This is a genomic window from Brachybacterium sp. AOP24-D1-21, assembly GCF_052378665.1.
GTDB lineage: Bacteria > Actinomycetota > Actinomycetes > Actinomycetales > Dermabacteraceae > Brachybacterium.
Map to the genome: position 1 here is coordinate 390,861 of NZ_JBQSXX010000001.1, position 26,027 is coordinate 416,887.

The 26,027-nt window shown below is 70.0% G+C and carries 23 protein-coding genes and 1 tRNA gene; 16 read left to right on the top strand and 8 right to left on the bottom strand.

The features are described from left to right. Window positions 1-133 precede the first annotated feature (133 nt). Window positions 134-1,033 carry a DeoR/GlpR family DNA-binding transcription regulator gene (locus ACT3UF_RS01860; protein ID WP_442332285.1) on the bottom strand — a complete coding sequence of 300 codons (900 nt, stop codon included), beginning with the start codon at window positions 1,031-1,033 and terminating at the stop codon, window positions 134-136. A gap of 163 nt (window positions 1,034-1,196) precedes the next feature. Here ACT3UF_RS01860 and ACT3UF_RS01865 point away from each other — a divergent pair, with 163 nt between their 5' ends. Continuing rightward, entirely contained in the window at window positions 1,197-1,394 is a 198-nt protein-coding gene (locus ACT3UF_RS01865; protein ID WP_441444419.1) for an antitoxin, read from the top strand. 164 nt (window positions 1,395-1,558) lie between these two features. Here ACT3UF_RS01865 and ACT3UF_RS01870 read toward each other — a convergent pair whose 3' ends face one another. Both ACT3UF_RS01870 and ACT3UF_RS01875 read right to left on the bottom strand, forming a co-directional pair. Further along, a complete protein-coding gene (locus ACT3UF_RS01870) occupies window positions 1,559-2,242 on the bottom strand; it encodes a copper resistance CopC family protein (protein WP_444502197.1) in 684 nt (227 codons plus the stop codon). 72 nt (window positions 2,243-2,314) lie between these two features. After that, a complete protein-coding gene (locus tag ACT3UF_RS01875; protein WP_444502196.1) occupies window positions 2,315-3,748 on the bottom strand; it encodes a nitrilase-related carbon-nitrogen hydrolase in 1,434 nt (477 codons plus the stop codon). A 73-nt stretch (window positions 3,749-3,821) separates the two neighbouring features. Between ACT3UF_RS01875 and ACT3UF_RS01880 the strand changes: the two genes are divergently transcribed. Further along, window positions 3,822-3,894 (top strand) — tRNA-Arg (locus tag ACT3UF_RS01880). A 107-nt stretch (window positions 3,895-4,001) separates the two neighbouring features. Here the strand turns inward: ACT3UF_RS01880 and ACT3UF_RS01885 are convergent. Next, complete coding sequence (locus ACT3UF_RS01885) at window positions 4,002-4,787, bottom strand: Crp/Fnr family transcriptional regulator (protein WP_441444416.1); 786 nt, start codon at window positions 4,785-4,787, stop codon at window positions 4,002-4,004. 152 nt (window positions 4,788-4,939) lie between these two features. On the opposite strand from ACT3UF_RS01885, the gene ACT3UF_RS01890 reads away from it, so the two are divergent. The 5 genes from ACT3UF_RS01890 to ACT3UF_RS01910 all read left to right on the top strand — a co-directional run bounded on the left by ACT3UF_RS01890 (window position 4,940) and on the right by ACT3UF_RS01910 (window position 10,893). Further along, on the top strand, window positions 4,940-5,179 hold the full coding sequence (locus tag ACT3UF_RS01890) for a heavy-metal-associated domain-containing protein (RefSeq protein WP_441444415.1): 240 nt from the start codon (window positions 4,940-4,942) through the stop codon (window positions 5,177-5,179). A 90-nt stretch (window positions 5,180-5,269) separates the two neighbouring features. After that, a complete protein-coding gene (locus ACT3UF_RS01895) occupies window positions 5,270-7,270 on the top strand; it encodes a heavy metal translocating P-type ATPase (protein WP_444502195.1) in 2,001 nt (666 codons plus the stop codon). A 39-nt stretch (window positions 7,271-7,309) separates the two neighbouring features. Continuing rightward, a complete protein-coding gene (locus ACT3UF_RS01900) occupies window positions 7,310-7,735 on the top strand; it encodes a cupin domain-containing protein (protein ID WP_444502194.1) in 426 nt (141 codons plus the stop codon). An 89-nt stretch (window positions 7,736-7,824) separates the two neighbouring features. Next, a complete protein-coding gene (locus ACT3UF_RS01905) occupies window positions 7,825-8,730 on the top strand; it encodes an NADP-dependent oxidoreductase (RefSeq protein WP_444502193.1) in 906 nt (301 codons plus the stop codon). A 42-nt stretch (window positions 8,731-8,772) separates the two neighbouring features. Beyond that, complete coding sequence (locus ACT3UF_RS01910) at window positions 8,773-10,893, top strand: alpha/beta fold hydrolase (RefSeq protein ID WP_444607976.1); 2,121 nt, start codon at window positions 8,773-8,775, stop codon at window positions 10,891-10,893. Window positions 10,894-10,927: 34 nt separating this feature from the next. Here ACT3UF_RS01910 and ACT3UF_RS01915 read toward each other — a convergent pair whose 3' ends face one another. Further along, entirely contained in the window at window positions 10,928-12,409 is a 1,482-nt protein-coding gene (locus ACT3UF_RS01915) for a SulP family inorganic anion transporter (protein WP_442332410.1), read from the bottom strand. A 137-nt stretch (window positions 12,410-12,546) separates the two neighbouring features. Between ACT3UF_RS01915 and ACT3UF_RS01920 the strand changes: the two genes are divergently transcribed. From ACT3UF_RS01920 to ACT3UF_RS01930, 3 genes are all read left to right on the top strand, one after another. After that, window positions 12,547-12,810, top strand: a complete 264-nt coding sequence (locus tag ACT3UF_RS01920; protein ID WP_441444409.1) for a hypothetical protein — start codon at window positions 12,547-12,549, stop codon at window positions 12,808-12,810. A gap of 177 nt (window positions 12,811-12,987) precedes the next feature. After that, window positions 12,988-13,947: a hypothetical protein gene (locus ACT3UF_RS01925; protein ID WP_442332411.1), complete on the top strand. Its 960-nt coding sequence runs from the start codon at window positions 12,988-12,990 to the stop codon at window positions 13,945-13,947. A gap of 244 nt (window positions 13,948-14,191) precedes the next feature. Further along, on the top strand, window positions 14,192-15,448 hold the full coding sequence (locus ACT3UF_RS01930) for a calcium:proton antiporter (RefSeq protein ID WP_444605987.1): 1,257 nt from the start codon (window positions 14,192-14,194) through the stop codon (window positions 15,446-15,448). A gap of 12 nt (window positions 15,449-15,460) precedes the next feature. On the opposite strand, the gene ACT3UF_RS01935 is transcribed toward ACT3UF_RS01930, so the two are convergent. Then, entirely contained in the window at window positions 15,461-17,164 is a 1,704-nt protein-coding gene (locus tag ACT3UF_RS01935; protein ID WP_444607977.1) for an AMP-binding protein, read from the bottom strand. 137 nt (window positions 17,165-17,301) lie between these two features. On the opposite strand from ACT3UF_RS01935, the gene ACT3UF_RS01940 reads away from it, so the two are divergent. Both ACT3UF_RS01940 and ACT3UF_RS01945 read left to right on the top strand, forming a co-directional pair. Beyond that, window positions 17,302-18,051 carry a dienelactone hydrolase family protein gene (locus tag ACT3UF_RS01940; RefSeq protein WP_442332414.1) on the top strand — a complete coding sequence of 250 codons (750 nt, stop codon included), beginning with the start codon at window positions 17,302-17,304 and terminating at the stop codon, window positions 18,049-18,051. Next, window positions 17,945-18,301: a glycine betaine ABC transporter substrate-binding protein gene (locus ACT3UF_RS01945; RefSeq protein ID WP_442332415.1), complete on the top strand. Its 357-nt coding sequence runs from the start codon at window positions 17,945-17,947 to the stop codon at window positions 18,299-18,301. Before ACT3UF_RS01940 ends, ACT3UF_RS01945 begins: the two co-directional genes overlap by 107 nt. A 117-nt stretch (window positions 18,302-18,418) precedes the next feature. On the opposite strand, the gene ACT3UF_RS01950 is transcribed toward ACT3UF_RS01945, so the two are convergent. Next, window positions 18,419-19,537 (bottom strand): Gfo/Idh/MocA family protein, encoded by a 1,119-nt coding sequence (locus tag ACT3UF_RS01950; protein WP_442332416.1) that lies wholly within the window; start codon window positions 19,535-19,537, stop codon window positions 18,419-18,421. 43 nt (window positions 19,538-19,580) lie between these two features. Then, window positions 19,581-20,843, bottom strand: coding sequence for an ROK family protein (locus ACT3UF_RS01955; RefSeq protein ID WP_442332417.1), 1,263 nt, complete (start codon window positions 20,841-20,843; stop codon window positions 19,581-19,583). A gap of 110 nt (window positions 20,844-20,953) precedes the next feature. Here ACT3UF_RS01955 and ACT3UF_RS01960 point away from each other — a divergent pair, with 110 nt between their 5' ends. The 4 genes from ACT3UF_RS01960 to ACT3UF_RS01975 all read left to right on the top strand — a co-directional run bounded on the left by ACT3UF_RS01960 (window position 20,954) and on the right by ACT3UF_RS01975 (window position 25,973). Then, window positions 20,954-22,228, top strand: coding sequence for an ABC transporter substrate-binding protein (locus tag ACT3UF_RS01960; RefSeq protein WP_442332418.1), 1,275 nt, complete (start codon window positions 20,954-20,956; stop codon window positions 22,226-22,228). Window positions 22,229-22,258: 30 nt separating this feature from the next. Continuing rightward, window positions 22,259-23,191 (top strand): carbohydrate ABC transporter permease, encoded by a 933-nt coding sequence (locus ACT3UF_RS01965; RefSeq protein ID WP_444601298.1) that lies wholly within the window; start codon window positions 22,259-22,261, stop codon window positions 23,189-23,191. A 2-nt stretch (window positions 23,192-23,193) separates the two neighbouring features. Next, complete coding sequence (locus tag ACT3UF_RS01970; RefSeq protein ID WP_441444400.1) at window positions 23,194-24,120, top strand: carbohydrate ABC transporter permease; 927 nt, start codon at window positions 23,194-23,196, stop codon at window positions 24,118-24,120. A gap of 146 nt (window positions 24,121-24,266) precedes the next feature. Further along, window positions 24,267-25,973 carry a glycoside hydrolase family 13 protein gene (locus ACT3UF_RS01975; protein ID WP_441444399.1) on the top strand — a complete coding sequence of 569 codons (1,707 nt, stop codon included), beginning with the start codon at window positions 24,267-24,269 and terminating at the stop codon, window positions 25,971-25,973. Window positions 25,974-26,027 lie beyond the last annotated feature (54 nt).

Genomic DNA, 26,027 nt, shown 5'->3' on the forward strand with positions numbered 1-26,027 from the left:
CGCACGAGGGTGCAGGCGTGCCGCAGAACCGCTGCCCGGCCTGCTCACATCGCACGAGACCCGGAGCCTTTACTGCACCCACGCTCCGCACCCACACCCGCCGGCACGGCTCGCCCCTCTCGCATCGCCCCTCTCACACCTCGTGCAGGCGCACCGAAGCCTCCGCGAGATGGTCGCGCAGCGCCTCCGGGACAGGCCCGGCGATCACCAGGTCGGTGAGCACCGAGACCGGGCAGATGCCGGCCAGTGCGCGGTGCCCGATCTTGTCGGCCGTGGCCAGGCCCACCACCCGGCGGGCATGACCGATCATGATCCGGGTGACCCCCGCCTCGGCATCGGAGTTGCAGGTCAGGCCCGCATTGAGATCGATGCCCACGGTGCCGACGAACATGGTGTCGAGCCACAGATCGCGCATGGTGGCAGTGGCGAGCGGGCCGGTCAGCTCGAAGGAGTACGGCTCGGCGACGCCGCCGAGCACCACCGTGCGCACGGAGGGCCGCAGGACCGCCTCGGTGGCGATGTTCAGCGCCGCACAGACGACAGTGAGGCCCGGCTTCCCGTCCCGCGAGTCGATGTCCGGCCGCGACACCGCACGGCGCGCGGTCGAGGTGGTGGTGCGACCGCCGTTGAAGCCGATGATCTGTCCGGGCTCGACCATCGCCGCCGCCCTGTCGGCGACGCGCTCGCGCTGGGCAGCGCCCTCGTCGGCGCTGCGGGGGACGGTCGCCAGCGAGTAGGCGACGTCGACCGCGACGATCCCGCCGTGAGTGCGCCGGGCGAGCTGTGCGCGCTCCATCTCCATGAAGTCGCGGCGCACGGTCGACTCGCTCACCCCGAGCTCCGCGGCCACTGCGGCGACGCTCAGCCGCTTGGTCGATGCCAGCAGGGTGAGGACATGGTCCCAGCGGGCGCTGCGGTCCGCGGGCGGGGTGCGAGCCTCGTCCCCACGCTGCGCACCCTTCTCACCGGCCCTCTTCTGTTCGGCCCGCTTGTCGTCGGCCCTCTTGTCGTGTTCAGAATTGCGCAGAGTCACGCAGCCAGTATTGCGCGTTCGTCGCCGACTGGCCGGGAATCCGTGCATAACATGCCAGTTCCGCGCAGGATTCGGAGGTCACGTTTGAGTCACGAGTCCTTCCCGTCGTAGGTTGACCGCGTCGCCCTGCACGGGGCGGTTCCGCGAACGAAAGGACATCCTCATGGGTTTCGATGACGCGCTGAACAAGGCCAAGAATCTTGCTTCCGAGAACCCGGAGCAGGCTGAGCAGCTCCTGGACGCCGCTGGCGACCAGATCAAGGAGCGCACCCCCGACAACGTCGATGGACAGGTCGACTCCGGTCTGGATGCAGCCCGCGACAAGTTCGGACTCGGCGGGGACGAGAACAAGGGCAACTGAGCCCGGTCTTCCCGACCACGTGAGGAGGGGCCCCGACGCCATCGGCGTCGGGGCCCCTCTACGTCGCGAGTCTGCGCGCTGTGCGGGTCGTCGCGGTGTTCAGTCGCAGCAGTACGTCGCGGCAGCCAGTCGCAGCGCTCAGTCGCGGCGGTCAGTCCCGGCGGTCAGTCCCGGCGGCGCACGATGAAGTAGACGGCGACGGAAGCACCCACGGCGATCACCGCGAGTATCCCGATCAGGGCTCCCATGGGGAGGCCACCCTCGTCGTCCGAGGACTGCGCCGAGGCGCCCTGCTCCTGCGGGGCGTCGTCCGTGACCGGAGCGTCCGAGCTCTCCGCTCCCCCGGCATCGCTCGCCGCGGCGCCGGGCTCCTCCGCAGCACCGCCGCCGTCGCTCGGGGCTGCGGACGCGGCCGGTCCCTGCTCGATCGTGAGGGTCTGGGTGCCCTCGATGGGGTGGCCGTCGCTGGAGACCACGCGCCACTGGATGGTGTGGGTGCCTGCGGGCAGCGGCTCCTCGAGCGTCGCGGTGGCGATCGGACCGTCGACGGTCGGGACGATCTCGGCGAGCTCGGTGCCGGACTCGTCGGAGATCCGTACCAGCGGGCTCACCTCGAGGACATCTGCGGAGAACGTGAAGGTGAGCGCCTCGGGCGAGGCCTCCAGAGTCGCGCCGTCCTCCGGATCCGAGCTGAGCAGGGTGTCATGCGCCTGCGCCGGGGCGGGCATCGCCAGCAGCACGGCGAACAGCATCGCGCTGCAGAGCGCGAGCAGCGTGACCAGACGGGCAGGGGCACGACGGGCAGGAGCGGGGCGAACAGAGCCGAAGCTGTCGATCGAAGACATCATTCCTGCAGGCTACGCCAGCAGGGCACGGTGCCGCCGTGGCGCCGGTCACCTCGGGTCACGCCAGCCGCAGGGTCAGTCGCGAGGAAGGTCCACGTGATGCTCGAGCACCGGGAGCGCGGCCCGGGCAGCATCGATCTCCTCGAGATCGAGATCCACCAGCAGCAGCCCCGGCTCGCGGCCGAGCTCCTGGCGGATGGCACCCAGCGGGCCGACGGCGGCGCTGCGGCCGATGCCGCGGGCCGCCTTCCCGGTGTACTCCGCAGGCGGGGTCTGGTCCGCGGCGAGCACCACGGTGGTGGAGTCCAGAGCGCGGGCCCGCAGCAGCAGCTGCAGCTGCTCCCGCTTGCCCGGCCCCTCGGCCCAGGCCAGGGGCAGCAGGATCGCCTGTGCTCCCCGGCGTGCCAGCGCCGTGAACTGCTCCGGGAAGCGCACGTCATAGCAGGTGGCGATCCCGAAGCGGGTGCCGTGCAGATCGAAGGTGACCAGCTCGCTGCCCGGGGCGACGGTCCGGGACTCGTCGGCACCGAAGGCATCGAAGAGGTGGATCTTGCGGTACTCGAGGTGGGGATCCCAGTTCGGTCCACGCACGATCACGGTGTTGTGGACGCGGCCGTCCTCGGTGGGGGTGAAGGAGCCGGCGACGACCACGAGCGAATGCGCTTCGGCGAGCTCCTGGACCAGCTGGGCGAAGGAGTCATGGTGCGCGAGAGCTGCCGCTCGCAGATCGGTGCCGAAGGGGGTGAGCGTCGCCTCAGGCAACAGCACCAGGTGCGCCCCCTGCTCGGCCGCCTCCGCGACCGCGATGCGCACGGTCTCACAGGTGGCCTCGAGGTCTTCGGAGATCTCGATCTGAGCCAGGGCAATGCGGGGACCCGCGGCGCGGCGCACCTGGGCCAGGGCATCCGGGGTGTCGATGTCCGCACCCTCGGCGCCGAGCGCACGCAGGGTTCCCAGCTCCTCCGGACCGAGCTCGGCGTAGAGCCGGCGCAGGCTGAGATCGGCCCAGCCACCGTCTTCATGCTCGACCGCACCCAGTGCTGCTCGCAGCCGGCCCAGCGGCCAGGCCGCGCCGAGGAACTGGAGGTGGCCGTCGTCGGCCTCGAGGGCCACCACCTGCCCGGTCTCAGCGCTGCGGGTGGCGAGGCTGCGCAGTGTCTCGGGACGAAGCATCGGCATGTCTCCGCCGAGCACCAGCACGGTGGCGCTGTCCGGGCCTTCGGAGAACTCGGTGACGCCACGGGCGAGAGCGGCCAGCGGCCCGGAGCGCGGCGGATCCTCGAGCACGAAGCGAGCGCCATGGCGGGTGGCGAGGTCACTGCCGTCCTCGCCGCTGGGACCGACGACGATGCGCCGTCCGTGGGGGGCGGCGCGCAGCACCCGCTCCAGGGCGGTCGCGCCGGCGATCGGCAGACGGGTCTTGTCCGCGCCACCCAGGCGCGAGGACGCACCACCGGCCAGGATCACGGCGGCGACGGTGGCGGAGGTCTCGGGCAGCTCGCTGGACATGCTCAGATCCTGCCATGGAGCGCTACCATGTTCGAGGCTCAGGTCCCGGTTCGTTCCGGGCATGGGCCGGATCGCCCCCGTAGCTCAGGGGATAGAGCACCGCTCTCCTAAAGCGGGTGTCGCGCGTTCGAATCGCGCCGGGGGCACGAACCATGGGGCCGGGTCGAACCAGCGGGCCGGGTTGAGCGAGTGGACCGACTTGAATCAGAGGGCCGACTTGAAGTAATGAGCCGAGCTGTGCAGCGCCGCCAGCTCACTCCTGCGCATCCCGTAGCACTTCGAGCCGTCCGCGATCCTTCACCGCGGTCCAGCGCCGCCCGGAGTCGATCAGGCCCTCCCTCTTCCACCGGCTCATCACGCGGGAGACGGATTCCGGGGTGGAGCGGGCCAGGCCCGCGAGATCCGCGCGGGACAGCGGCACCTCGAGCATGATCCCCTCGCTCCCACGGTCCTCACCGAGCTTGTCCGCCAGGCGGAGCAGGGTGCTCGCGACCCGCTGCTCGACGGTCGCGGAGCCTTGCGAGCCGATGTCGGTCTCAGCACGCGAGAGGCGGGCGGCGACGTCGTCGAGGACCCGCAGCGCGATGCGCGGCTGCTCAGCGAGGACAGAGCGGAAGTCGTCCTGGTCGATGCGCAGCACGCAGGTGCCCACCAGCGCCGAGGCGGTCTGGTGGTGGATCGGCTCGCCGAGAGTGCTCATGGTCCCGAACAGCTCCCCGGGGACCAGCAGATCGGTGACCGTCTCGGTCCCACCCGCAGTGACCTGGGAGAGCTTCACGCGGCCTTCGGCGACCACGTAGAGGGACTCCGCCGGTTCGCCGGCGCGGTAGATCGGGGCGTCCGGGGCGAAGGTCAGGGTGCGCATCCGGGCATCGATGCGGTCCAGCTCCTCCTCGCTGAGCCCGAGGAAGTAGGGCGCGCGGGCCAGGACGTACAGCCGCACCGGCCGTGGGCACTGGTGAGGCAGGGTGATCTCCGTGAGCGGGATCGTGCGCCGACCCTGGGCGGCGGGCCCGGCGGGCGGCTCCGTGACGGTCATGGATCGACTCTAGCCCTCCCCCATCCGGCCTGGTCAGAAGTGATGTGCAGTTGATTGATCCCCGTCATGTCGCTGCCACAAGAACACTTCTAGGTTGAGAGCACATCGAGGGACATCCCCTCGAGGACCACGCTCCAGAAGGAAGGCTCATCATGACTGCCACGCCCGTCACCAGCACCCACTCCATCTTCCGCGCCGAGGGCTTCAGCTGCCCCTCCTGCGTCGCCAAGATCGAGAAGCAGGTGGGCCGCCTCAAGGGCGTGCAGAACGTCAGCGTGAAGTTCGCCTCCGGCCGCGTCGAAGTCGACCACGACGCCTCCGTGACCACCACCGACGAGATCGTCACCGCGATCGGCAAGGCCGGCTACACGTCCGTCCTCTCGGCCTTCTGACCCCCTGGCGGCCGGGCCCCGCGGCCCGGCCGCCTTCCCCGGACCCTGCTCCGCATCCTGCGCCGCACCCGACTTGAAAGGCACCACACCATGTCTGCTCTGACCCGTTGGCTGCGCGGTCCCTGGGGAACCCCGATCATCTCGGGTCTCCTCATCGTCGTCGCCGCGATCCTCTCCCTGTCCATCGGGGTGAACCCCTTCGGCTCCGGCCACCAACACGGCCTCGGCGTCGAGCTGAACGGGCCCACCGCCCTGGTCACCTCCGATCTCTTCATGGTCGCCGCGGCCCTGGTCGCCGGCATCCCGATCATCCTCAAGGCCCTGCGCGCGCTGACGGTCAAGGTCATCGCCATCGATCTGCTGGTCTCCATCGCCGCGGTCGGTGCGCTGATCATCGGGCAGTACTGGGAAGCGGCTGCAGTCACGTTCCTGTTCGCCATCGGCCACGCCCTCGAGGCCGGCACCATGAACCGCACCCGCTCGGCGCTCGCGGAGCTTGTGGCTGTCGCCCCCGATGTCGCCGTGGTGATGCGGGAGGGCGAACAGGTGGAGATCTCCGCCGCCCTGGTCCAGCCCGAGGAGACGGTGCTGGTCAAGAACGGCGCGAAGGTCCCTGTGGACGGCATCGTCATCGGCGGTACCGGGGCTCTGGACGAGGCGTCGATCACCGGCGAGTCCATCCCCGTCGAGAAGGGCGAGGGCGACCAGGTGTTCGCCGGCACCATCTCCGGCGGTGGCTTCCTGCAGGTGCGCGCCACCGGCATCGGGGCCGACACCACCCTGGCCCGCATCATCCATCGCGTCGAGGAAGCGCAGGACGCCAAGGCCCGCACCCAGACCTTCATGGAGAAGTTCTCCACCTGGTACACCCCCGGCATCATCCTGCTGGCCCTGATCACGGGGCTCATCACCGGGAACGTCGTGCTCGCCCTGACCCTGCTGGTGATCGGCTGCCCCGGGGCGCTGGTCATCTCCATCCCCGTCTCGATCGTGGCTGGCATCGGCCGCGGTGCCAAGGACGGCATCCTCATCAAGGGTGGCGAGTACCTGGAGACCAGCGCGAAGATCACCGCCGTCGCCCTGGACAAGACCGGCACCCTCACCGAGGGCAAGCCCTACCTCACCGACGTGACCGTCCTGGACCCTGCCCTGGATCGTGCCGACGTGCTCGGCTGGGCGGCACGTGCCGAGGCCGGTTCCGAGCACCCGCTGGCCCGTCCCCTGATCGACGCCGCGGCGGCCGAGGGCCTGCCCACCCATGGCCTGCCCGAGCACACCGAGCCGGTTCCCGGCAAGGGCATCGTCGCCACCCTCGAGGGTCGACGCGTCGCCGTCGGCAACCTGCCGCTGCTGGCGGCCGAGGACATCTCCGAGGATCGCGGCGCGACCGCGGAGGTCGACCGGCTCGCCGGACTCGGCCGCACCCCGATGGTCGTCACCCTCGACGGCCGCGTGATCGGCGTGGTCGCGGTCGCCGACCGGATCCGCACCGACGCGAGGGAGATGATCGCCCGGCTCCACGCGACCGGGGTCAAGAAGGTCATCATGCTCACCGGTGACAACCGGCGGGTCGCCGAGGCGGTCGCCGCCGAGGTCGGGGTCGACGAGGTCCGCGCCCAGCTGCTGCCCGAGGACAAGCTCACCGTCGTCCAGCAGCTCCAGAGCGAGGGCTGCACCGTGGCGATGGTCGGCGATGGCGTCAACGACGCCCCGGCCCTGGCCACTGCCGATATCGGTGTGGCGATGGGTGCGGCCGGCACCGGGGTCGCCATCGAGACTGCTGACATCGCCCTGATGAAGGACGATCTGCTGAGGCTCCCGCAGGCGATCGGTCTGGCCCGCAGCACGGTCTCCGTGATGCGACAGAACATCGCGATCGCGCTGATCACGGTGATCGCGCTCCTGGTGGGCGTGTTCGCCGGTGGGGTCACGATGGCGATCGGCATGCTGGTCCACGAGGGCTCGGTGCTGCTGGTGATCCTCAACGCGATGCGACTGCTGCGCCGCCGCAAGGATCAGCACGGCGCCCGCCCGGGCTCCCCGTCCGAGACCCGCATTCCGCAGAGCGTCGGGGCGAGCCAGAGCATCTGACCCCGAACAGAACCATGTCCACTCGAGAGGAAGCGCATCATGTCTGAACAGCATTTCGCCCTCGAAGGCGACGTCGAGCACTTCACCATCGCGGACATCGCGACAGCGAATCCGGACTTCCGCAAGGTTCTGTGGACGGGGAAGCACTCCCAGATCGTCCTCGTGACCGTGCCGGTGGGCGGAGAGATCGGGGACGAGGTCCACGAGACCACGGACCAGATCCTGACCTTGGTCTCCGGGACCGGTGAAGCCGACCTCAACGGCCACACCCACGCAGTCCACGCCGGTGATCTGTGCGCGGTGCCCGCCGGCGCCCAGCACAACGTCCGCAACACCGGGGAGGAGCCCCTCGTGCTGTACACGATCTACAGCCCGCCCGAGCATGCGGTGGACGGCGCCTTCGCCACCAAGGAGGAGGCGGACGCCGCCGAGGCCGCAGGCGAGGACCAGTCTCCCCAGGCCTGATCCCCCGCAGCACCCCTGATGGCGGCCCCACGGGCACACGCCCGGAGCGGCCGCTCCCCGCACAGCAGCAACGACACAGGAGAACGCAGATGTCCAAGGTTTTCGTCTTCACCACCTACGGAGGCCCGGAGGGTCAGCAGCTCACCGAGCGTGAGGCCCCAGCCCCCCGTGCCGGGGAGATCGCGATCGAGGTGCGCGCCGCCGGCGTGAACCCCGCGGACTGGAAGCGGCGCGAAGGCGTCTTCGGCACCCGTGGCCGTCTGCCGGTGGCGATGGGCCTCGAGGCCGCCGGCATCGTCACCGCTGTCGGCGAGGGAACCCGGGACTTCGCCGTCGGCGACGAGGTCCTCGGCGCCCCGGCGCGCGGGCTCGGCGCCTTCGCCGAGCACACTGTCCTGGACGCCTCGGCGACGGTCGTCAAGCCTGAGGAGATCTCCTTCACCGATGCCGCCGCGATCCCGGTCGCCGGCACCACCGCCTACGACCTCACCCACCAGGTCGAGATCGAGGCCGGGCAGACGCTGCTGGTGCTCGGCGCGGGCGGCGGCGTGGGCCGCATGGCCCTGCAGATCGCGAAGGTCCACGAGCTGAAGGCCATCGGTGTCGCCTCGGAGTCCAAGCGGGAGCTGGTCGAGGCCACCGGCGCGACCTTCGTCCCCTCCGGTGAGGGGGTCGCCGCGCGGGTGCGGGCGCTTGCCCCGGGCGGCGTGGATGTGCTGGCTGATCTCGTGGGCGGGGACGCGCTGCGGGAGCTGGCGCCGCTGGTCAAGCTCCCCTCAGGGATCGTCTCCGCGGCCGACGGCGCCACCGCCGTCGAGCTCGGCGGGGCCGGCCGGGAGCGCTCCGAGGGGGTGCTGGGCAAGATCACCGGAGTCGTCCAGTACGGTCTCGTGGACCCGCACGTGGTGGAGACCTTCCCCCTGAGCCAGGCTGCTGAGGCACTCGCCTTGGTGGAGTCCGGTCACGCTCACGGGAAGATCGTGATCGTCCCCTGACCTGCCCTCGGTGGCGCCCGCGGCTCCGGTAGCGTGACGCAGATGACCTCTCCCACCGCTGACCCTGCCGCTCCCTCGACCCCGTCTGCTGATCCCGCTGATCCCGCTGGATTCACTGATCCCGCTGGATTCGCTGATCCCGCTGGATTCGCTGACTTTGCTGACATCGACGGCTTTCTGAGGATCCCGCGCGTGGCCTCCGTGGTCGCGAGCGACGACGGGCGCGTTGTCACGGCGATCCAGGAGGCCGACGAGCCCGGCGCGAAGCTCGTCTCCTCGCTCTGGGAGCTCGACCCGGCCGGGGAGCAGCCCGCCCGTCGGCTGACCTTCTCCGCCAAGGGCGAGAGCTCGCCCCGGTTCGCCCCCGACGGGTCGCTGCTGTTCAGCTCCTCCCGGCCGGATCCTGAAGGCGGTGCCGAGGAGGAGGTCACCGCGATCTGGCGCCTGCCGCGCACCGGCGAAGCACAGGTGGTGGCCTCCGCCGCCGCAGGCCTGTCCCTGCTCTCGGTCGCCGCGGACGGGACCATGCTCGCCGCCACCAGCGTGCTGCCGGGCAGCAACCTCGAGGAGGATGCCGAGCGCCGCAAGGCCCGCAAGGACGCGAAGCAGACCACCATCTGGCACACCGGGATGCCGATCCGGCTGTGGGACCACGAGATCGGCGACCAGAGCCGCCGCCTGGTGCGGGTGTCCCCGGAGGGTGACCTCACCGATCTCACCCCGGACGTCGGCACCGTGACCCTCTACGCCGCCTCCGCGGACCTCTCCCCCGACGGCTCCACCGTCGCGACCTCCTGGACCCAGCGGGTGCGCAGCGGCGAGACCCGCAGCTCGCTGGTGCTGATCGACACCGCAACCCTGCGCCGCAGCGTGCTGCTGGAGGCCGACGAGTCTGCCCAGTACGGCTCCCCGCTGTTCTCCCGCGACGGCCAGAAGCTCGCCGTGATCCGCTCGACCGCCTCCTCGCCCACCGACACCAGCTACAGCCGCCTGGAGATCCACCCCCTCGGCGGCGGCGAGATCAGCGGCGGCGAGCCGGTCACCGCGCTGCTCGGCGATCTGAGCATCACCGACCTCGAATGGGCCGCTGACGGCAGCCTGCTGGTGGCCGGAGACCTGCACTCCTCCGGCGCGGTGCTGCGAATCGACGCGGCCACCGGCGAGGCCCGCACGGTGGCAGGCGACGGCGTCTTCTCGTCACTCGCCGCGACGGCCGACGGCACCCTGTTCGCACTCCGCAATGACGTGACGACCCCGTCCCGGCCGGTCCGGATCGACGCCGGTTCCCACGCTGGCGCCGGTGCCGTCACCGAGCTGCCTGCACCGGGTGCGGTCAGCGCACTGCCCGGTACGCTGGAATGGGTGGAGACCGACGTCGACGGGCTCACCGTGGGCGGCTGGCTGTGCGTCCCCGCGGGGGCGTCGGCCGAGGCCCCGGCGCCCGTCATGCTGTGGATCCACGGCGGGCCGCACGGCTCCTACAACGCCTGGAGCTGGCGCTGGTGCCCGTGGCTCGCGGTGCAGCGCGGCTATGCGGTGCTGATGCCGGATCCGGCGATGTCCACCGGCTACGGGGATGCGGGGCTGAACCGCGGCTGGCCGCGCCGTCCGGACGTGGTCTTCCACGAGTGCGAGACCCTCTTCGATGCGGTGCTCGAGCGGGCGGACCTCGACGGTTCCCGCACCGCGATGCTCGGGGCGTCGTTCGGCGGCTTCATGGCGAACTGGATCGCCGGGCACACCACTCGCTTCGACGCGATCGTCACCCATGCGGGGCTGTGGGCGCTGGATCAGCAGCACCGCACCACCGACGCCGCGGCCTCCAAGATGCGCGTGCACCGTCATGAGGATGAGGATCCGGACTGGTATCGGGCGTTCTCCCCGCATCACGAGGTCGACGCGATCACCACCCCGATGCTGATCACCCACGGCAACCGCGACTACCGGGTGCCGATCAGCGAGGCGCTGCGGCTGTGGTGGGACCTGGTCTCCACCTGGGACGGCGAGCCGCAGGGCATGCCGCACCGCTTCCTGCAGCTGACCAGCGAGAACCACTGGGTGCTCACCCCATCCAATGCGCTCGCTTGGAACCAGGCCGTGCTCGCCTTCTGCGACCAGCACGTCCTCGGCGCCGAGCCGATCCCAGAGGTCCTGCCCTGGTGAGTGCGGAGCTGACAGCTGCTGCTGCTGGGCAGGGTCAGTTCAGCGTGCCGGTGAGCCGGCCGTGGAACTGGGTGGAGTGCTCGTCCAGCCCGGTGAAACGCACTTCGATGCCGTGGTCGGAGTACTTGGTCTGCACCGAATCGAGGACGGCGACGGTCGAGGCATCCCAGATCTGGGCGGCGGAGAAGTCGATGGTGACCTGCGGCGGGTCCTCGGCGTAGGTGAACTGCTCGACGAGGTCGTTGCTGCTGCCGAAGAAGAGCGGGCCGCGCACCGTGTAGGTCGCCGCCCCGTCGGTGACCAGACGGCGAACGCTCGTCACGTGCGCGATACGGCGGGCGAACAGCCCCATCGCCAGCAGCGCCCCGGCCGCAACGCCGATCGCGAGGTTGTTGGTGGCGACCACGACCACGACCGTCGTGACCATCACCAGGGTCTCCGACCACGGCATCCGCTTCAGGGTCGCGGGTCGCACGCTGTGGAAGTTCACGGTGGAGACGGCGACGACCATCATCACCGCGGCGAGCGCGGCCATCGGGATCGCCTCCATGAGGTCCGAGAGCACGGTGACCAGGATCAGCAGCATCGCTCCGGCGAAGAAGGTGGACAGCCTCGTGCGGGCCCGGCCGAGCTTCACGTTGACCACGGTCTGCCCGATCATGGCGCAGCCGGCGATGCCTCCCCAGCAGCCAGCGAGGATGTTCGCGACGCCGAGCGCCCAGGATTCACGGCTCTTGTGCGAGCGGGTGTCGGTGATGTCGTCCACGAGCTTGGCGGTCAGCAGCGTCTCCATCAGTCCCACGAACGCGACGCTGAGGGCGGTGGGCAGGATCAGGCGCAGCGTGTCGAGGTCCAGCGGAACCTCGAGCGGGGTGATTCCGGGCAGCCCGCCGGAGACGTCGCCCTGGTCGCCGACGGTCGGGACGGACAGGTGCGCGAACATCGCGATCGTGGTGACCAGCACGATCGCGACCAGCGGTGCGGGCACGGCCTTGGTGAAGCGCGGCAACAGCAGCACCACCAGCAGGGTCAGCGCGAACAATGGGTAGACCATGACCGGCACGTCGAGCACGTGCTGCAGCTGAGCGGCGAAGATCAGGATCCCGAGCGCGTTGACGAAGCCGATCATCACCGATCGCGGGATGAACCGCATGATCCTCGCGAGCCCCAGCACGCCGAAGAGGATCTGGATGATGCCGGCGAGGATCACCGTGGGCAGCAGGTATTCGACGCCATGGGTGTGCACCAGCGGCGCGACCACGAGCGCGACGGCGCCCGCGGCGGCGGTGATCATGGCGGGCCGGCCACCCAGGATCGACATCGAGATCGCGAGCACGACCGAGGCGATGAGGCTGACCTTCGGGTCCACGCCGGCGATCACCGAGAACGAGATGACCTCGGGGATCAGAGCGAGCGTGGTGACCGCCCCGGCGAGCGCCTCGGTGGTGAGGAGCCGCGGGTTCCGCAGTGCCTGCAGGGTGGTGGGGCTCGGAGCCGAAGGGGGAGTCGCTGTCACGCCCGTGATGATATCGATGGGGCACGGCGACGGGGGTGGGGTCTGCTCCCTGGCGCGCGAGGTCACAGTAGCCGGGACTACCCTGGTAGTTCCCCTCCCGTCGGCCCTGCCGGCGGGTCTGATCGGACAGAGGATCCATGACTGCACCCACGCGTCGCCGCTTCGACGCCACCTGGCTCCCCTTCGGCATGATGATCGGTTTCACCGTGGGAATCGGCTTGGGGCTGGCCGTCATCAACAACATCTTCATCGGTGCTCTGATCGGCTTCGCCGTCGGCGCCACACTCGGTATCGCCCTCGGGTTCCGCGATCCGCGACGCTCTGTGGACGACGAGGATGCCGAGGACGACCGCTACCGCCGCGAGCACGGCGACCCCACCCCTCGCGGCCCGGATGCCTGAGCCCGGCCGGAGCCCCGAACGACAGCTGCACACAAAATCTTCACCTCGCCATCGCGCCACACCCGTGACTAAGCCTTGACCTTTCCTTTACCTTTTGGCACCGTGTGACCCGGGCCATTTGGCTCGATGTCCACCACGGTGCAGCCGCCCCGCGGACTCCCGAGGAGAGGAACCGTCATGACGAAAACGAGCATCGGCCGACGAGCCCGCACCGCGATGGCGCTCTGCGCCGGCACGGCACTCCTCGGGCTGAGCGCCTGCGGGGCCGACGTCGACACCCCTCCGGAGACCCCCGCCGGGGCCTCCGAGGTGGGCGCCGATGACACCTCCGACGGTGGTGGAGAGCAGGACCAGCAGTCATCGGAAGGCGGGGACGCCTCCGACGAGGAGTCCGCGTCGGACGGTGGCGGCGAGGAAGAAGAAGAGGAAGCAGGAGACGGCGCAGGGGCCAATGAGGGTGCGGGAGAGGACGGGGGTGAGCCGGGTGCCTCGAGGGAGCGCACGCGGATCATGCTGGTGACCGATCTGGGGACGGACGACACCAGCGGAGAGGGCGCCCCCGCCCTCACGGACGACGACCTGGCAGCACTTCTCGCAGCACCCTTCGAGGGCACTGCCGAATGCGAGGACGAGCTGGTGCTCGAGCCGGGCGCCGCAGCGACCGGATGCCTCGGCCCGGCGAGCTTCGATACGACCGAGCCGCACCAGGAGTGGGTCGCCAACGTGGTCTTCGTGCCGTCGGAGGACGGATTTCAGAACGGTTCGACGGTGGCAGTGCTGTTCTCGACCGGGACCGAGCTGCCCACAGCGGCCGATGGCCTGCTGGACGAGGACGTCAGCCTCACCGGGGTGGGATTCGGCTCGATGTTCGGTGCCGAGCCGCTCAGCGCCGACGAGGTCGCCGAGAGCACACTGCAGACGCTGACCTCCGAGAACGCCTATGTACCGGTCAACACAATGGCCGAGTGGAGCGACGTCACCTGCGAGGACGGCCTGGACTTCACCGAGTTCGAGACCGTCGACTGCGAGGCCACGACCACCGACGGCACCACCTGGGGGCTGCTGGTCGCCCCGGGCACCTATGCCGACAACGACCAGGGCCTGCTGGTCGGGATCTCGGTCCCCCGGGACGGCTGAGCCACCGGCCACAGAACTGCTGAACTGCTGGACTGCTGGACTGCTGGACTGCTGGACCACCCACTCGCTCAGCTGCTCGGCTGCTGAATCACCGCCCTCGGTGGTCAGTTCCCTCACCGGGAGCTGACCGCCGGGCGCGGTGAGGTTACGGTGGGGAGGCGCCGCGAGGAGAGTGCCGGCGCCGCCGCCGGGACGACCCGGTCCGCGCAGTCGCAGGGAGGACGGCCTCGCAGGAGGATCCCCCATGACCCCGACCGGCCACTCCCCCGCCCAGCCCGGCCCCCGTACCCGCAGACAGCTCGCGCGCGAGCTCCTCACCCGCGACGCCATCGGACGCCTGGTGCTCGGCTGGGCCGCCGTCGGCGCTCTGAGCCTCGCCGGCCCGCTGCTGGCCGCGCCGCTGCCCTCCCCCGTGCTCGCATTGGTGCTGGCCGCGATCATCGCGGTGATCGTGGTCGCCGCCGGCGGAGTGGTCCACCAGGCCGAGGCGCTCGCGCGCCGGCTCGGCGATCCCTACGGCACGCTCGTGCTGACGCTCTCGATCGTGGTGATCGAGGTGGTGCTGATCGCCGCGGTCATGCTCGGTCCCGGAGAGCACGCCGTGATCGCCCGGGACTCGGTGATGGCGGTCTCGATGATCATCATGAACCTGGCGCTCGGGCTCTGCCTGCTGGTGGGCGGCCTGCGGCACGGCTCCCTCGCTACGCACCGGGTGGGGACCTCCGCCTACCTGGTGATGCTCACCGCGCTCGCGGCGCTCGCCTTCGCGCTGCCGGCGACGATCAGCGAGAGCGGCGGCTATGCGCCTCCCCAGGCACTGGTGGTCGGTGGGCTCACGGTGGCGGTGTACGCCTTCTTCCTCTGGCGCCAGATGGGAGCCCAGGCCGGTGAGTTCCAGGAGATCGAGCGAGCCGTGGGCAGCGCCGCGGCCGCCGAGCCCGTGACCGACGCGAACCCCACCACCGCCACCCGCACCACCGCCGCCACCACTCGCACCGCCCGCACTACCGGGAACCGCACCGCGCTGCGGGAGGTCCTCTCCCTGCACCGGGAGGAGCTGCTGGCGCGCGCCGCCCTGCTGATCGCGACCGTGCTGCCGATCGTGCTGCTCTCGCACCATATGGCGGGGCTGCTCGATGACGGCCTGGCGCGGCTCGGTGCCCCGGTCGCCCTCGGCGGAGTGCTGATCGCGATGATCGTGTTCACGCCGGAGTCGATCACCGCGGTGCGGGCGGCGCTGAACGGGGAAATGCAGCGGGTGGTGAACCTGTGCCATGGCGCACTGGTCTCGACCCTCGCCCTGACGATCCCGACGGTGCTGATGATCGGACTGGTCACCGGTACCGAGGTGGTGCTCGCGGAATCGCCGACGAACCTGCTGCTGCTCGGGGCGACCCTGGCCGTCGCCGCGATCTCGGCGAGCGCCCCGCGAGTCACTGCGGTGCACGGCGCCGTGCACCTGCTGCTGTTCGGCGTCTACATGCTCATGCTCTTCTCCTGAGCACTGCTCAGCTCAGCGCCGGGGCCGCCGGCGGTCGAGCTCCTGGAGCCGGTCGCGGACCTCTCGGCGCAGCACCTTGCCCATCTCGTTGCGCGGGAGCTCGGTCAGCACGTGGAAGCGTCGCGGCACCTTGTACGCGGTCAGCCGCTCCTTGAGCCGCTGCCGCAGCACCTCGACGTCAGGAAGCAGCCCGTCAGGGGTGACGATCGCGGCGACCACCTCCTCGGTGCCCAGTTCATCGACCAGGCCCACCACGGCGATGTCCTCGATGCCATGTTCCCCCCGGATCGCGTCCTCGACCTCGGAGGGGTAGACGTTGAAGCCGCCGGTGATCACCATCTCCTTGAGCCGGTCGACAATCCTGAGGAACCCGCGCTCATCGACCTGGGCGATGTCGCCGGTGCGGAACCAGCCGTCATGGAACGCCTCGGCGGTCGCCTCGGGGCGGTCGCGATATCCGGAGAACACCTGCGGGCCCCGCACCAGGATCTCCCCCGGCTCACCGGGCTCCACATCCCGGTCGAGGTCCTCGGGGTCGACCAGGCGTACCTGGGTGTCGGGGAAGGGGATGCCGATCGAGCCCGGGGTGCGGGTGCTGTCGACGGGGTTGCCGCAGACGATCGGCGAGCACTCCGAGAGCCCGTAGCCCTCGATGAGCAGGCCCCCGGTCGCGTTCTCCCAGGCCTCGATGAGTTCGGGTCGCAGCGGCATCGCTCCAGCGATCCCGGTGCGGATTCCCTCGAGCGAGACGCCCCGCTCCTTCGCGCCGGTGACGACGCGATCGAACAGCGGTGGCACCGCGATCATCGTCGTCGGCCGCCGCCGCTTGATCGCATCGAGGATCAGTCCGGTCTCGGGCTTGGGGATCAGGTGCAGCATCGCCCCGACGGTCAGGCCCGCGTTCATCGACAGCGAACAGCCGAACACATGGAAGAGCGGCAGACAGGCCATGAACACCTCCTTGCCCGGGACCAGGGGCGTGACCCATTCGCGGGCCTGAGTGGTGGAGGCGATCAGGTTGGCATGACTGAGCGGCACGCCCTTCGGGGCGCCGGTGGTGCCCGAGGTGTACAGCAGCAAGGCGGTGTCCTCGCGCGCCGGACGGGAGGCGGCGGGTGCCGGGGCGGCCTCGCGGCGCAGCCCGGAGAAGGGAAGAGTGCTGGCCGGCGCGGGCCGGGAGAGCTGGCCCCGTGAGGCACGGGCCTTCTTCAGCGGCAGCCGCAGCAGGGCGCGCTTCCCGCGGGGCATCTCCTCGATGAGATCCACCGCGATGATCGCGCCCGGGCGCACCTCTTCCGGCAGCTCCTGCAGGGTCCCGGCCGCGACGTTCCACACGATCGCGACCTCCGCGCGGTGGTCGGCGAACATCGGCGCGAGCTCGTGGGCCGGGTAGAGCGGGTTGTGCTCGACGACGGTCGCGCCGCACCGCAGCGCGGCGTAGAAGGCGACGACGTGCTGGGGGCAGGTGGGCATCAGCAGTGCCACGGTCGATCCCGGCCCTACGCCCAAGCGGTGCAGGTTCCCGGCCACGGCCCGCACCTGGGCGGCGAGCTCGGCATAGCTCGTGCGTCGGCCGAAGAAGTCCAGCGCCGCCTGCTCCGCATAGGTCACCGTGTACGCATCGAACTCGTCGACCAGGGAACCGGCGGGATAGTCCAGATGGCGGCGCACCCCAGGGGCGTAGGCGGCGGTCCAGCGATCCTCGAGAGCGGTCATGGTCGGTCCTCAGCGGTGATGGCGACGGGTCGGTCAGGATCAGGGTAGGCCCGGTCCCTGAAGGCCACCGGCGACGCGACTGCCAGGTGCCGTGATTCCGGAGTCCCCGGCGCAGGCACGCGGGTTACAGTCAGGGCGTGACTGCGACGACGCTTCAGATCCCCACCGATGCCGGCGACCTGCCCGGACTGCTCTGGCTGCCGGAGGACCTCGAGGAGCCGGTTCCCGGCCTGGTGGTGCTGCAGGAGATCTTCGGCCTGTCCGACTACATGCAGCAGCGCTGCGCGGATCTCGCCGCGCTCGGCTATGCGGTGCTCGCCCCACAGCTGTTCGCCCGTCTGGACCCGCCGCTGGTGGGGCTGGAGGATTGGGACGACTTCGACTCCTGGCTCGCCGAGGGTGTCGCACTGACCGGGCAGCTTCCCTGGGAGCGTGCTGAGGCCGACGCGATCGCCGCGCTGAATGCGCTGCGCGCCCACGGCGCCGTCGATGTGGAGCAGGTGGGCCTGTTCGGCTTCTGCTACGGCGGCGGGCTGGCCTTCGCCGCCGCCGCCTCGGCCGCCGAGGAGGAGCGACCGCCGTCGGTGCTCATCAGCTACTACGGCTCCGCCCTGCCCACCCTCCTGGACCGTGCCACGCAGGTAGAGGTGCCGAGCCTGCACCACTTCGGCACCGCCGACGCCTTCATCCCCCAGGAGGCCGTTCAGGAGATCCGCCGGGCGGTCACCGCCGATGACACCCGTGACCAGGTGCGCTTCCGCGTGCACGAGGGTGCCGGCCATGCTTTCGACAACCCCCATCCCGGGCTGCACCACTCCGAGGCCGCCGAGGCCGCCTGGCAGCAGACCGTCGACTTCCTCGCAGAGGCGCTGCACTCGCGCAGCTGAGCCTGCAGAACCTTCAGAACCACGCTCCGGTCGTCATTCCGAGGCGCTGCACATCCTGGGCCGCAAGGGGTTCACGGAGGACTTCCCCGAGGTCGCCGACCACCTCAGCCGGATCCAGATCTCCGGCGAGCTCTACAACGACCTGGAGGACAAGGTCGTCAACGAGTTCGGAGAGGGCAAGGAGGCCGAGGCCGTGGCGGCCTGGCTCGAGGAGAACCCGGACGTCATCCCAGCGCCCCCGGAGGCTTGAGGCTGCAGAGCCCGGAGATACTGCCGACGGGTCCGCCCACCGGCTGGACGTGGCACGAGGGGCCGATCGCGAGTGATCGCGGTCGGCCCCTCGTGCCTGCTCAGGTGGGAGGCCCGCTCAGTCGGCGGCCGCCACCTCGACCGCAACTTCAGCGCCGGCCGCCGCTGAGGCGTAGCAGGCGTCGATCACGCGGGCGCGACGCAGCGCGAGCGAGCCGTCGTGCGCGGACCAGTCCTCGGAGCGCACCTTCTGGAGGAACTCGGCGATCGCCCCGGCGTGCCGGCCGTCCTCGCCGACCACCGGCTGCAGCTCGGCGGGGATGCCCGCGACCTCGGTCCAGACCTTCAGCATCTGGTGCGGGTGCGTGGGATCGCCGCCCCATTCGATCGTGGCACCGCCGTCAGCCCCATAGAGGGTGACGTAGCAGAGGTCGTGCGGGATCCACTGGGCCCAGCTGGACTCCAGCAGCATCGTGCCCCCGCCGTCCAGGCGCAGGAAGGCCGTGGCGAGGTCCTCGACCTCGAAGGGCACGCCCTCTTCGACCTGCGAGATGCCGAAGCCGGAGCCGCCCCGGCCCAGCGGACCGAACTCGGCGTGGGCGGCGGCGGATGCCGCGGTGACCTCGGGTTCGCCCATCAGGTGGAGGGTCATGTCGAGCATGTGGATACCGATGTCCATCATCGCTCCGCCGCCCGAGCTCGCGGCCTTGGTGAACCAGGTGCCGAGCCCGGGGATGCCCTGGCGACGGATCCATCCGGCCTTGGCGTAGTAGAGCTTCCCGAGCACGCCGGAGTCGACCACGGACTTCAGCGCCGTGACGTCCCCACGCTGGCGGTGGTTGAAGGACACCTCGAGCACCCGGCCCGCACGGTGCGCGGCCTCGACCATGCGGGCGGCGGCCTCGCCGGTCTGGGCCATCGGCTTCTCCGTGAGCACATGCACGCCCGCCTCGAGGGCGTGGACCGCCATCGGTTCGTGCAGGAACGTGGGGGTGGCGATGGAGACGACGTCGAGCTCGGCCTCGGCGAGCATCTGCTTCCAGTCCTGGTAGCGGCCGGGCACGTCGTGCTCCGCGCCGAACTTCTCCAGCAGGTGCTCCTCCATCGCGGACAGGGCGACGAGATCGACGGTGGGGTCGGCGGCATAGGCGGCCACGTGCTGCTGGCCGGCCCAGCCCAGGCCGATCACTCCGGCGCGCAGGTTTCGCTGGGCGCCCTCCGGTGCTGCAACGGTCATAGTGCGTGATTCCCTTCGATCAGTCAGTCGGTTGTTCAGTCGGTCAGGCTGCGGGTCGGTCTGGGGAGAGCAGGTCCAGGGGGTCTGCTCGAAGTCGGGTGAGGGCGAGCTCGATCGCACCGCGCACCACCACGTCCCTGCCCAGCGTGCTCGCTCGCAGCGCAGGATAGGGCGGCGTGGAGATCTGCGGCAGCACGCTGCGGGAGCGTTCGAGCACCGGGTCGATGGCCTCGGCGATCGCGCCGGCCACCACCACTGTCTCGACGCCGAGCAGACTGGAGAGGATCGCGGCGATATGGGCGAGCCGGCCCCCGATGCGGTCGAGCACGCCCCGGGCGAGCAGATCCCCCTCCCGCGCGGCGGTGAAGACATCGATCGCGCTGAGGTCGGCGCGGGGGATCTGCGCGAGCACCGCAGAGGTCTCCCCCGCCGCGAGGGCCTCGAGGGTCCAGCGCCGGGCGAGGGCGGCGACGCCGTCGGCCCCGCGCGAGTCGCCGAGCACGCCGTCGAGGAAGCGCATCTCCCCGGCGCCGCCGTCGGCCCCGCGCAGCAGGTGCCCGTCGACGATGAGACCCGCGCCGAAGCGCTCTCCCATCAGCAGCGCGGCGAGGTGGTCGCTCGAGGGTCTCGCAGAGGCGTCTCCGAGCGCCTGCTCGGCGAGGACGGCGAGGTTCGCATCGTTCTCGACCACGATCCTGCCGTCCAGGACATCGTTGAAGCCCGGGTTCATAGCGGGCCAGTAGCCCTGGTCACCGCGGGGTGAGCGGCCGGAGGAGTCGACCGGGGCGGGGACGCCGACCACCGTCAGCAACCGGTGCCGACCCTGCGCCCCTGCCTGCTCGAGCACCTGGTCGATGAGCTCGCGCACCGATTGAACCCGGGCCCGACCGGCGCTCTCCTCCCCCGTTCCCTCGCCCCCCGGCGAGCGCTCCAGGATGCCATCGATCGTGCGGCGGGCCGCGGCGAGCTCGCGCCCACGAAGGTCGGCCACGCGCGCGGTGAGGGTGTGCTGGCCCGCATCCACGCCGATCAGCACGGCAGCATCCGCGCGCAGCGCGAAGTGACGGGCCGGGCGTCCCCGCTGCACGGTGCCCTCATCGCGGCTGCCGGAGACTTCCTGGAGCCATCCGGCCTGCTCGAGCTCGGCGCAGACGCCGAGCACCGTGGCCCGGGTGAGACCGGTCGCGGCCATCGCATCGGCCGCGGTGAAGGCCTCCGCTCGCAGGGCGTGCTGCATCAGCGCCCGGAGGTTGGTATGGCGCATCAGCTGCGGGGAGCTGGCGCCCCGATCTCGCACTGTTGACATCGTCTGCTCCACGCCCCCATACTTTCGATAGATCGTAAATATAACCTCTGTCGTATCTATGATCGCATCACACAGCGGGCTCGCAAGCCCCATTCGCAAAGGAGACGGCGTTGTCATCCTCGAACGGCCCGCGCGGGCGCCTGAACCGACGAACCCTGCTGGCAGGGGCCGGCGGCGCGCTGACCGCGACCGCCCTGGCCGCCTGCGGCAGTGCAAGCGGCTCCTCCCAGTTGACGCTGTACCAGTCCAAACCGGAGGCGATCCCCTACTTCAGCCAGCTCGCCGCGGACTTCTCCACCTCCCAGGACCGCTTCTCCGTCCAGCACGACATCGCCACGAACCTCTCGGCGAGCTTCGTGCGCAACAACCCGCCGGACCTCGGCTGCCTGAACTACAACCTCGAGATGGGCAGGTTCATGGAGCGCGGCGCCCTCTCGGACCTCTCCGACCTGCCCGAGGCCGCGATGATCCGCGAGGACGTCGCCGAGCTCGCTGACTGGTACCCCACCTACGAGGGCCGCACCAGCGTGCTGCCCTACTCGGTCACCGCCGCCTCGGTCATCTACAACCGGCGGATCTTCGAGGAGCACGGCCTAGAGGTCCCCACCACCTGGGACGAGTTCATGACGGTCTGCGAGACCCTGCAGAGCGCGGACGTCACCCCGGTCTACGGAACCTTCCTGGATCCCTGGACGGTCGCGCAGGGCCTGTTCGACTACACCGTCGGCGGGATGATCGACGTGCGCAGCTTCTACGAGCAGATGAACGAGCTCGGCGAGAACGTCGGCCCCGACTCCGAGGTCTCCTTCCAGAACACCCTGCTCGCACCGGTCGAACGCATGCTGGAGATCGTCCAGCACGTGAACCCCGATGCCGGGAACCGCGCCTACGGCGACGGCAACACAGCGATGGCCCGGGAGCAGGCCGCGATGTACTTCCAGGGGCCGTGGGCCTTCGGGGAGATCGAGAAGTCCGGCTCCGATCTGGACCTCGGCACCTTCCCGCTGCCGATGACCGATGATCCGGCCGACCTGAAGGTGCGCGTGAACATCGACCTCTCGCTGTGGATCCCCGAGGCCGCCAACGAGCACCAGGGCGCCCGCGAGCTGCTGCAGTTCCTCATGCAGCCGGAGGTGCAGAACCAGTACAACGACTCTTTCCTCGCCTTCGGCACCACGAAGGATGCCCCGGCGGTGACCGACGACCGGATCGCGGAGATGCAGCAGTACTACGACGAAGGCCGCTTCTACATGGGCGCATCCCAGTTCATCCCCAACTCGATCCCGGCCCAGAACTACCTCCAGTCGATCGTCGGCGGCGCCGACGCCCGGCAGACCCTGGCGCGCATGGATGCCGACTGGGCCCGCCTGGCCTTCCGGGAGTGATCACCGATGACGTCTCAGCAAGGAGCCCCGATGTCGACGACGACACCACCGCGCACCGCCCCCGGTGACGGCGGGAGCCGATCCCGCACCCCGATCGTCCATCACAAGCGACGGATCGACCCCCTCTACTACCTGTTCCTGTTCCCCTCGCTGGCCCTGTTCAGCCTCGCCGTCACCCTGCCGGCGGTGCTGGGCTTCGGCTACAGCTTCACCAACTCCATCGGCTTCGGCGACTGGGAGTTCATCGGCTTCCGCAACTACATCGCGATGTTCCGCGACCAGGGAATCCTGGGCTCCTACACCTTCACGCTCGGCTTCTCGCTGATCACCGTGATCCTGGTGAACATCCTCGCCTTCGCCCTGGCCCTGGGCCTGACCTCGAAGATCCGCTTCACCACCGCGCTGCGCACGATCTACGTGATCCCGATGGTCATCTCCGGCATCGTCATCGCCTTCGTGTTCCAGTACCTGTTCGCGAACACCGTTCCGGGATTGGGGCAGGCGATCGGCGTGGACGCCCTGTCGACCTCGATCCTCGCCAACCCCGACTGGGCCTGGCTGTCGATCGTGATCGTCACCGCGTGGCAGTCGATCCCCTCGACGATGCTCATCTACATCGCCGGACTGGTCACCATCCCCGGCGAGGTGTACGAGGCCGGGTCGATCGACGGCGCGACCGGCTGGCAGAGCGTCAGGCACATCACGCTGCCGCTGGTCTCCGGGTTCATCGTCATCAACACGATCCTGGGATTCAAGAACTACCTGAACGCCTACGACATCATCGTGGGCCTGACCGACGGCGGCCCGGGCGTGGCCACCCGCTCCGTGGCGATGTCGATCTTCCGCGGGTTCGAGGGCGGCGATTACGCCTACCAGATGGCGAACGCGATGGTCTTCTTCCTGATCTCGATCGCGCTCGCGCTCCTCCAGCTCCGCATCACCCGAGGAAGGACGGCGTTCTGATCATGTCGACCACCACTTCCGCCGCTGCCGCGGCCCCGAGCCCCACGTCCTCCACCGCCACCTCGACCTCCACCTCGCAGCCCGTGCGCCGCCGCCGCGGGAAGGTGGGCCGGGATCGCACCAACTGGTCCGCCACCGTGCTGCTCATGGTGGGCGCGCTGGCCGTGCTGGTGCCGCTGTTCGTCACCGTGAACATGGCACTGAAGACCACCGAGCAGGCGGTCGACGGCAATGCGTTCGGCCTGCCCTCCCCGCTCACGTTCTCGAGCTTCGTCGAGGCCTGGAACCTCACGAACTTCCCGCGCGGCTTCGCCATCTCGATCTTCATCACGGTGATCGCGGTGATCGGCGAGATCGTGATCTCGTCCCTCGCGGCCTACGCGATCGTGCGCAACTGGGATCGGCGCGCCTTCCGCTGGTCGTTCTTCTACCTGCTGGCGGCGATGTTCATCCCGTTCCCGGTGGTGGCGCTGCCCCAGATCCAGCTCACGGGCATGCTCGGGCTGGACAACCCGCTGGGGGTCGCGATCCTGCACATCGCCTTCTCCCTCGCGTTCAACACCCTGCTGTTCACCGCATTCCTGCGCACCATCCCGCTCGAGCTGGAGGAGTCGATGCGGATGGACGGCGCCGGCACCTGGAAGGTGTTCTGGAAGCTGATCCTGCCGCTGCTGGGACCGATGTGCGCGACCGTGGGCATCTTCGCCTTCATCGCCTCGTGGAACGACTTCATGATGCCGTCGCTGATCATCTCGGACCCTACGCTGCAGACCATCCCGGTGCTGCAGAACATGTTCCAGACCCAGTTCAGCAACAGCTACAACGTCGCCTTCGCCTCGTACCTGATGGCGATGGCGCCGGCGATCATCGTCTACCTGTTCGCGCAGCGCTGGGTCATGTCCGGCCTGACCCAGGGCGCCATCAAGTAGCGGGCGAGCCCGAGGGCGGCCGGCGGCGTCGGCCACCCTTCGTGACGCCCCGGCGCGGCCTGCCCACCTGCCGCTTCCCCACCCGACTCTTTCCCCTCACACCCGTTCTTCACCCACCACCCGCAGAACCCGGAGGTTCCTCGACCGTGACCACTCCTTCCCTGACCGTTCCCGCCGACCAGCAGGCTGACGCCGACTGGTGGCGCCAGGCGGCCGTCTACCAGATCTACCCGCGCTCCTTCGCGGACAGCAACGGCGACGGCATCGGTGACCTGGGCGGGATCATCTCCCGCGTGCCCTACCTGCAGCAGCTCGGCGTCGACGCCGTCTGGCTGAGCCCGTTCTACCCCTCCGCGCTCGCGGACGGCGGCTACGACGTGGACGACTTCCGGGACGTCGATCCGAAGATCGGCACCCTGACGGAGTTCGACGAGATGGTCGCCGCGCTCCATGACGCCGGCATCAAGCTGGTGGTGGACCTGGTCCCCAACCACTCCTCGGACCGCCATGAGTGGTTCCGCGAGGCGCTGGCCTCCCCGCAGGGCTCGAACGCTCGGGCGCGGTACATCTTCCGCGACGGCACGGGCGAGAACGGGGAGCTGCCCCCGGCGGACTGGACCTCGATCTTCAGCGGCCCGGCCTGGACCCGGGTGCCGGACGGCCAGTGGTACCTGCACTCCTTCGCCACCGAGCAGCCCGACTTCAACTGGAAGCACCCCGAGGTCCACGAGGACTTCAGGCGGACGCTGCGGTTCTGGTCGGATCGCGGAGTCGACGGCTTCCGCATCGATGTGGCGCACGGGCTCGCCAAGGATCTCGGCGAGGTGCTGCCGAGCAAGGCGGAGCTGCAGGCGATGCCCAAGGACGGCACCCACCCGCTGTGGGACCGCGATGAGGTCCATGAGATCTACGCCGAGTGGCGCGCCGTGTTCAACGAGTACTCCCCGGCACGCACCGCCGTGGCGGAGGCCTGGGTGGAGACCCCGGAGCGGCGCGCGAAGTACGCGAGCCCCGAGGGCCTGGGCCAGGCGTTCAACTTCGATCTGATGGAGGCGGACTTCGACGCGACACACTTCCGCGACATCGTCACGGACAACCTTGCGCAGTCGGCGGCGACGGGCTCATCCACCACCTGGGTGTTCTCGAACCACGACGGAGTGCGCCATGCGACCCGCTACGGTCTGCCCCCGCGCGCCGGTCGTGACGTGAAGCAGGGCGCTGAGTGGGTGCTCGCCGGCGGTCCGGACGAGGGCATCGATCGTGAACTGGGTCTGCGCCGCGCGCGTGCGGCGACGATGTTCGAGCTGGCCCTGCCCGGCAGCGCCTACCTGTACCAGGGTGAGGAGCTGGGCCTGCACGAGGTGGCCGAGATCCCCGACGCACAGCGGCAGGATCCCGCCTTCTGGCGCACCACCGCGGAGGATCGCGGCTTCGACGGTCTGGGCCGTGATGGCTGCCGGGTGCCGCTGCCCTGGACCCGCGAAGGCTCCTCATTCGGCTTCGGGACCGGCGGCGCGCACCTGCCCCAGCCGGCCTGGTTCGCGGACTTCTCGGTCGAGGCCGAGGACGGGGTCGCGGGCTCAACCCTCGAGATGTACCGCGAGGCGCTGCGACTGCGTGGGGAGCTGCAGAGCGAGGAGTCGCTGACCTGGGACGAGGAGGTCTCCACCGGTGACGTCCTCGCCTTCGAGCGGCCCGGCGGCTGGTTGAGCGTGACGAACTTCGGTGACGCGCCGGTCGCACTGCCGGACGGCGAGGTGCTGCTCGCGAGCGCTCCGCTCACAGCGGCCGACGGCACGGCACAGGAGCTGCCCGGCGCGACCACGGTCTGGCTGCGGCGCGCGGAAGCCTGATCCGCCGACCAGCGGCGATGCCCCGGATGCCGACCACTGCGGTCGGCGTCCGGG

Coding starts and splice junctions, on each gene's coding strand:
- ACT3UF_RS01970 (WP_441444400.1), top strand. CDS start 23,194: ATGTCGACCACCACTTCCGCCGCTGCCGCGGCCCCGAGCCCCACGTCC.
- ACT3UF_RS01930 (WP_444605987.1), top strand. CDS start 14,192: ATGACCCCGACCGGCCACTCCCCCGCCCAGCCCGGCCCCCGTACCCGC.
- ACT3UF_RS01865 (WP_441444419.1), top strand. CDS start 1,197: ATGGGTTTCGATGACGCGCTGAACAAGGCCAAGAATCTTGCTTCCGAG.
- ACT3UF_RS01950 (WP_442332416.1), bottom strand. CDS start 19,537: ATGACCGTTGCAGCACCGGAGGGCGCCCAGCGAAACCTGCGCGCCGGA.
- ACT3UF_RS01955 (WP_442332417.1), bottom strand. CDS start 20,843: ATGTCAACAGTGCGAGATCGGGGCGCCAGCTCCCCGCAGCTGATGCGC.
- ACT3UF_RS01875 (WP_444502196.1), bottom strand. CDS start 3,748: ATGTCCAGCGAGCTGCCCGAGACCTCCGCCACCGTCGCCGCCGTGATC.
- ACT3UF_RS01895 (WP_444502195.1), top strand. CDS start 5,270: ATGTCTGCTCTGACCCGTTGGCTGCGCGGTCCCTGGGGAACCCCGATC.
- ACT3UF_RS01935 (WP_444607977.1), bottom strand. CDS start 17,164: ATGACCGCTCTCGAGGATCGCTGGACCGCCGCCTACGCCCCTGGGGTG.
- ACT3UF_RS01965 (WP_444601298.1), top strand. CDS start 22,259: ATGTCGACGACGACACCACCGCGCACCGCCCCCGGTGACGGCGGGAGC.
- ACT3UF_RS01945 (WP_442332415.1), top strand. CDS start 17,945: ATGCTTTCGACAACCCCCATCCCGGGCTGCACCACTCCGAGGCCGCCG.
- ACT3UF_RS01925 (WP_442332411.1), top strand. CDS start 12,988: ATGACGAAAACGAGCATCGGCCGACGAGCCCGCACCGCGATGGCGCTC.
- ACT3UF_RS01900 (WP_444502194.1), top strand. CDS start 7,310: ATGTCTGAACAGCATTTCGCCCTCGAAGGCGACGTCGAGCACTTCACC.
- ACT3UF_RS01905 (WP_444502193.1), top strand. CDS start 7,825: ATGTCCAAGGTTTTCGTCTTCACCACCTACGGAGGCCCGGAGGGTCAG.
- ACT3UF_RS01910 (WP_444607976.1), top strand. CDS start 8,773: ATGACCTCTCCCACCGCTGACCCTGCCGCTCCCTCGACCCCGTCTGCT.
- ACT3UF_RS01885 (WP_441444416.1), bottom strand. CDS start 4,787: ATGACCGTCACGGAGCCGCCCGCCGGGCCCGCCGCCCAGGGTCGGCGC.
- ACT3UF_RS01920 (WP_441444409.1), top strand. CDS start 12,547: ATGACTGCACCCACGCGTCGCCGCTTCGACGCCACCTGGCTCCCCTTC.
- ACT3UF_RS01890 (WP_441444415.1), top strand. CDS start 4,940: ATGACTGCCACGCCCGTCACCAGCACCCACTCCATCTTCCGCGCCGAG.
- ACT3UF_RS01870 (WP_444502197.1), bottom strand. CDS start 2,242: ATGATGTCTTCGATCGACAGCTTCGGCTCTGTTCGCCCCGCTCCTGCC.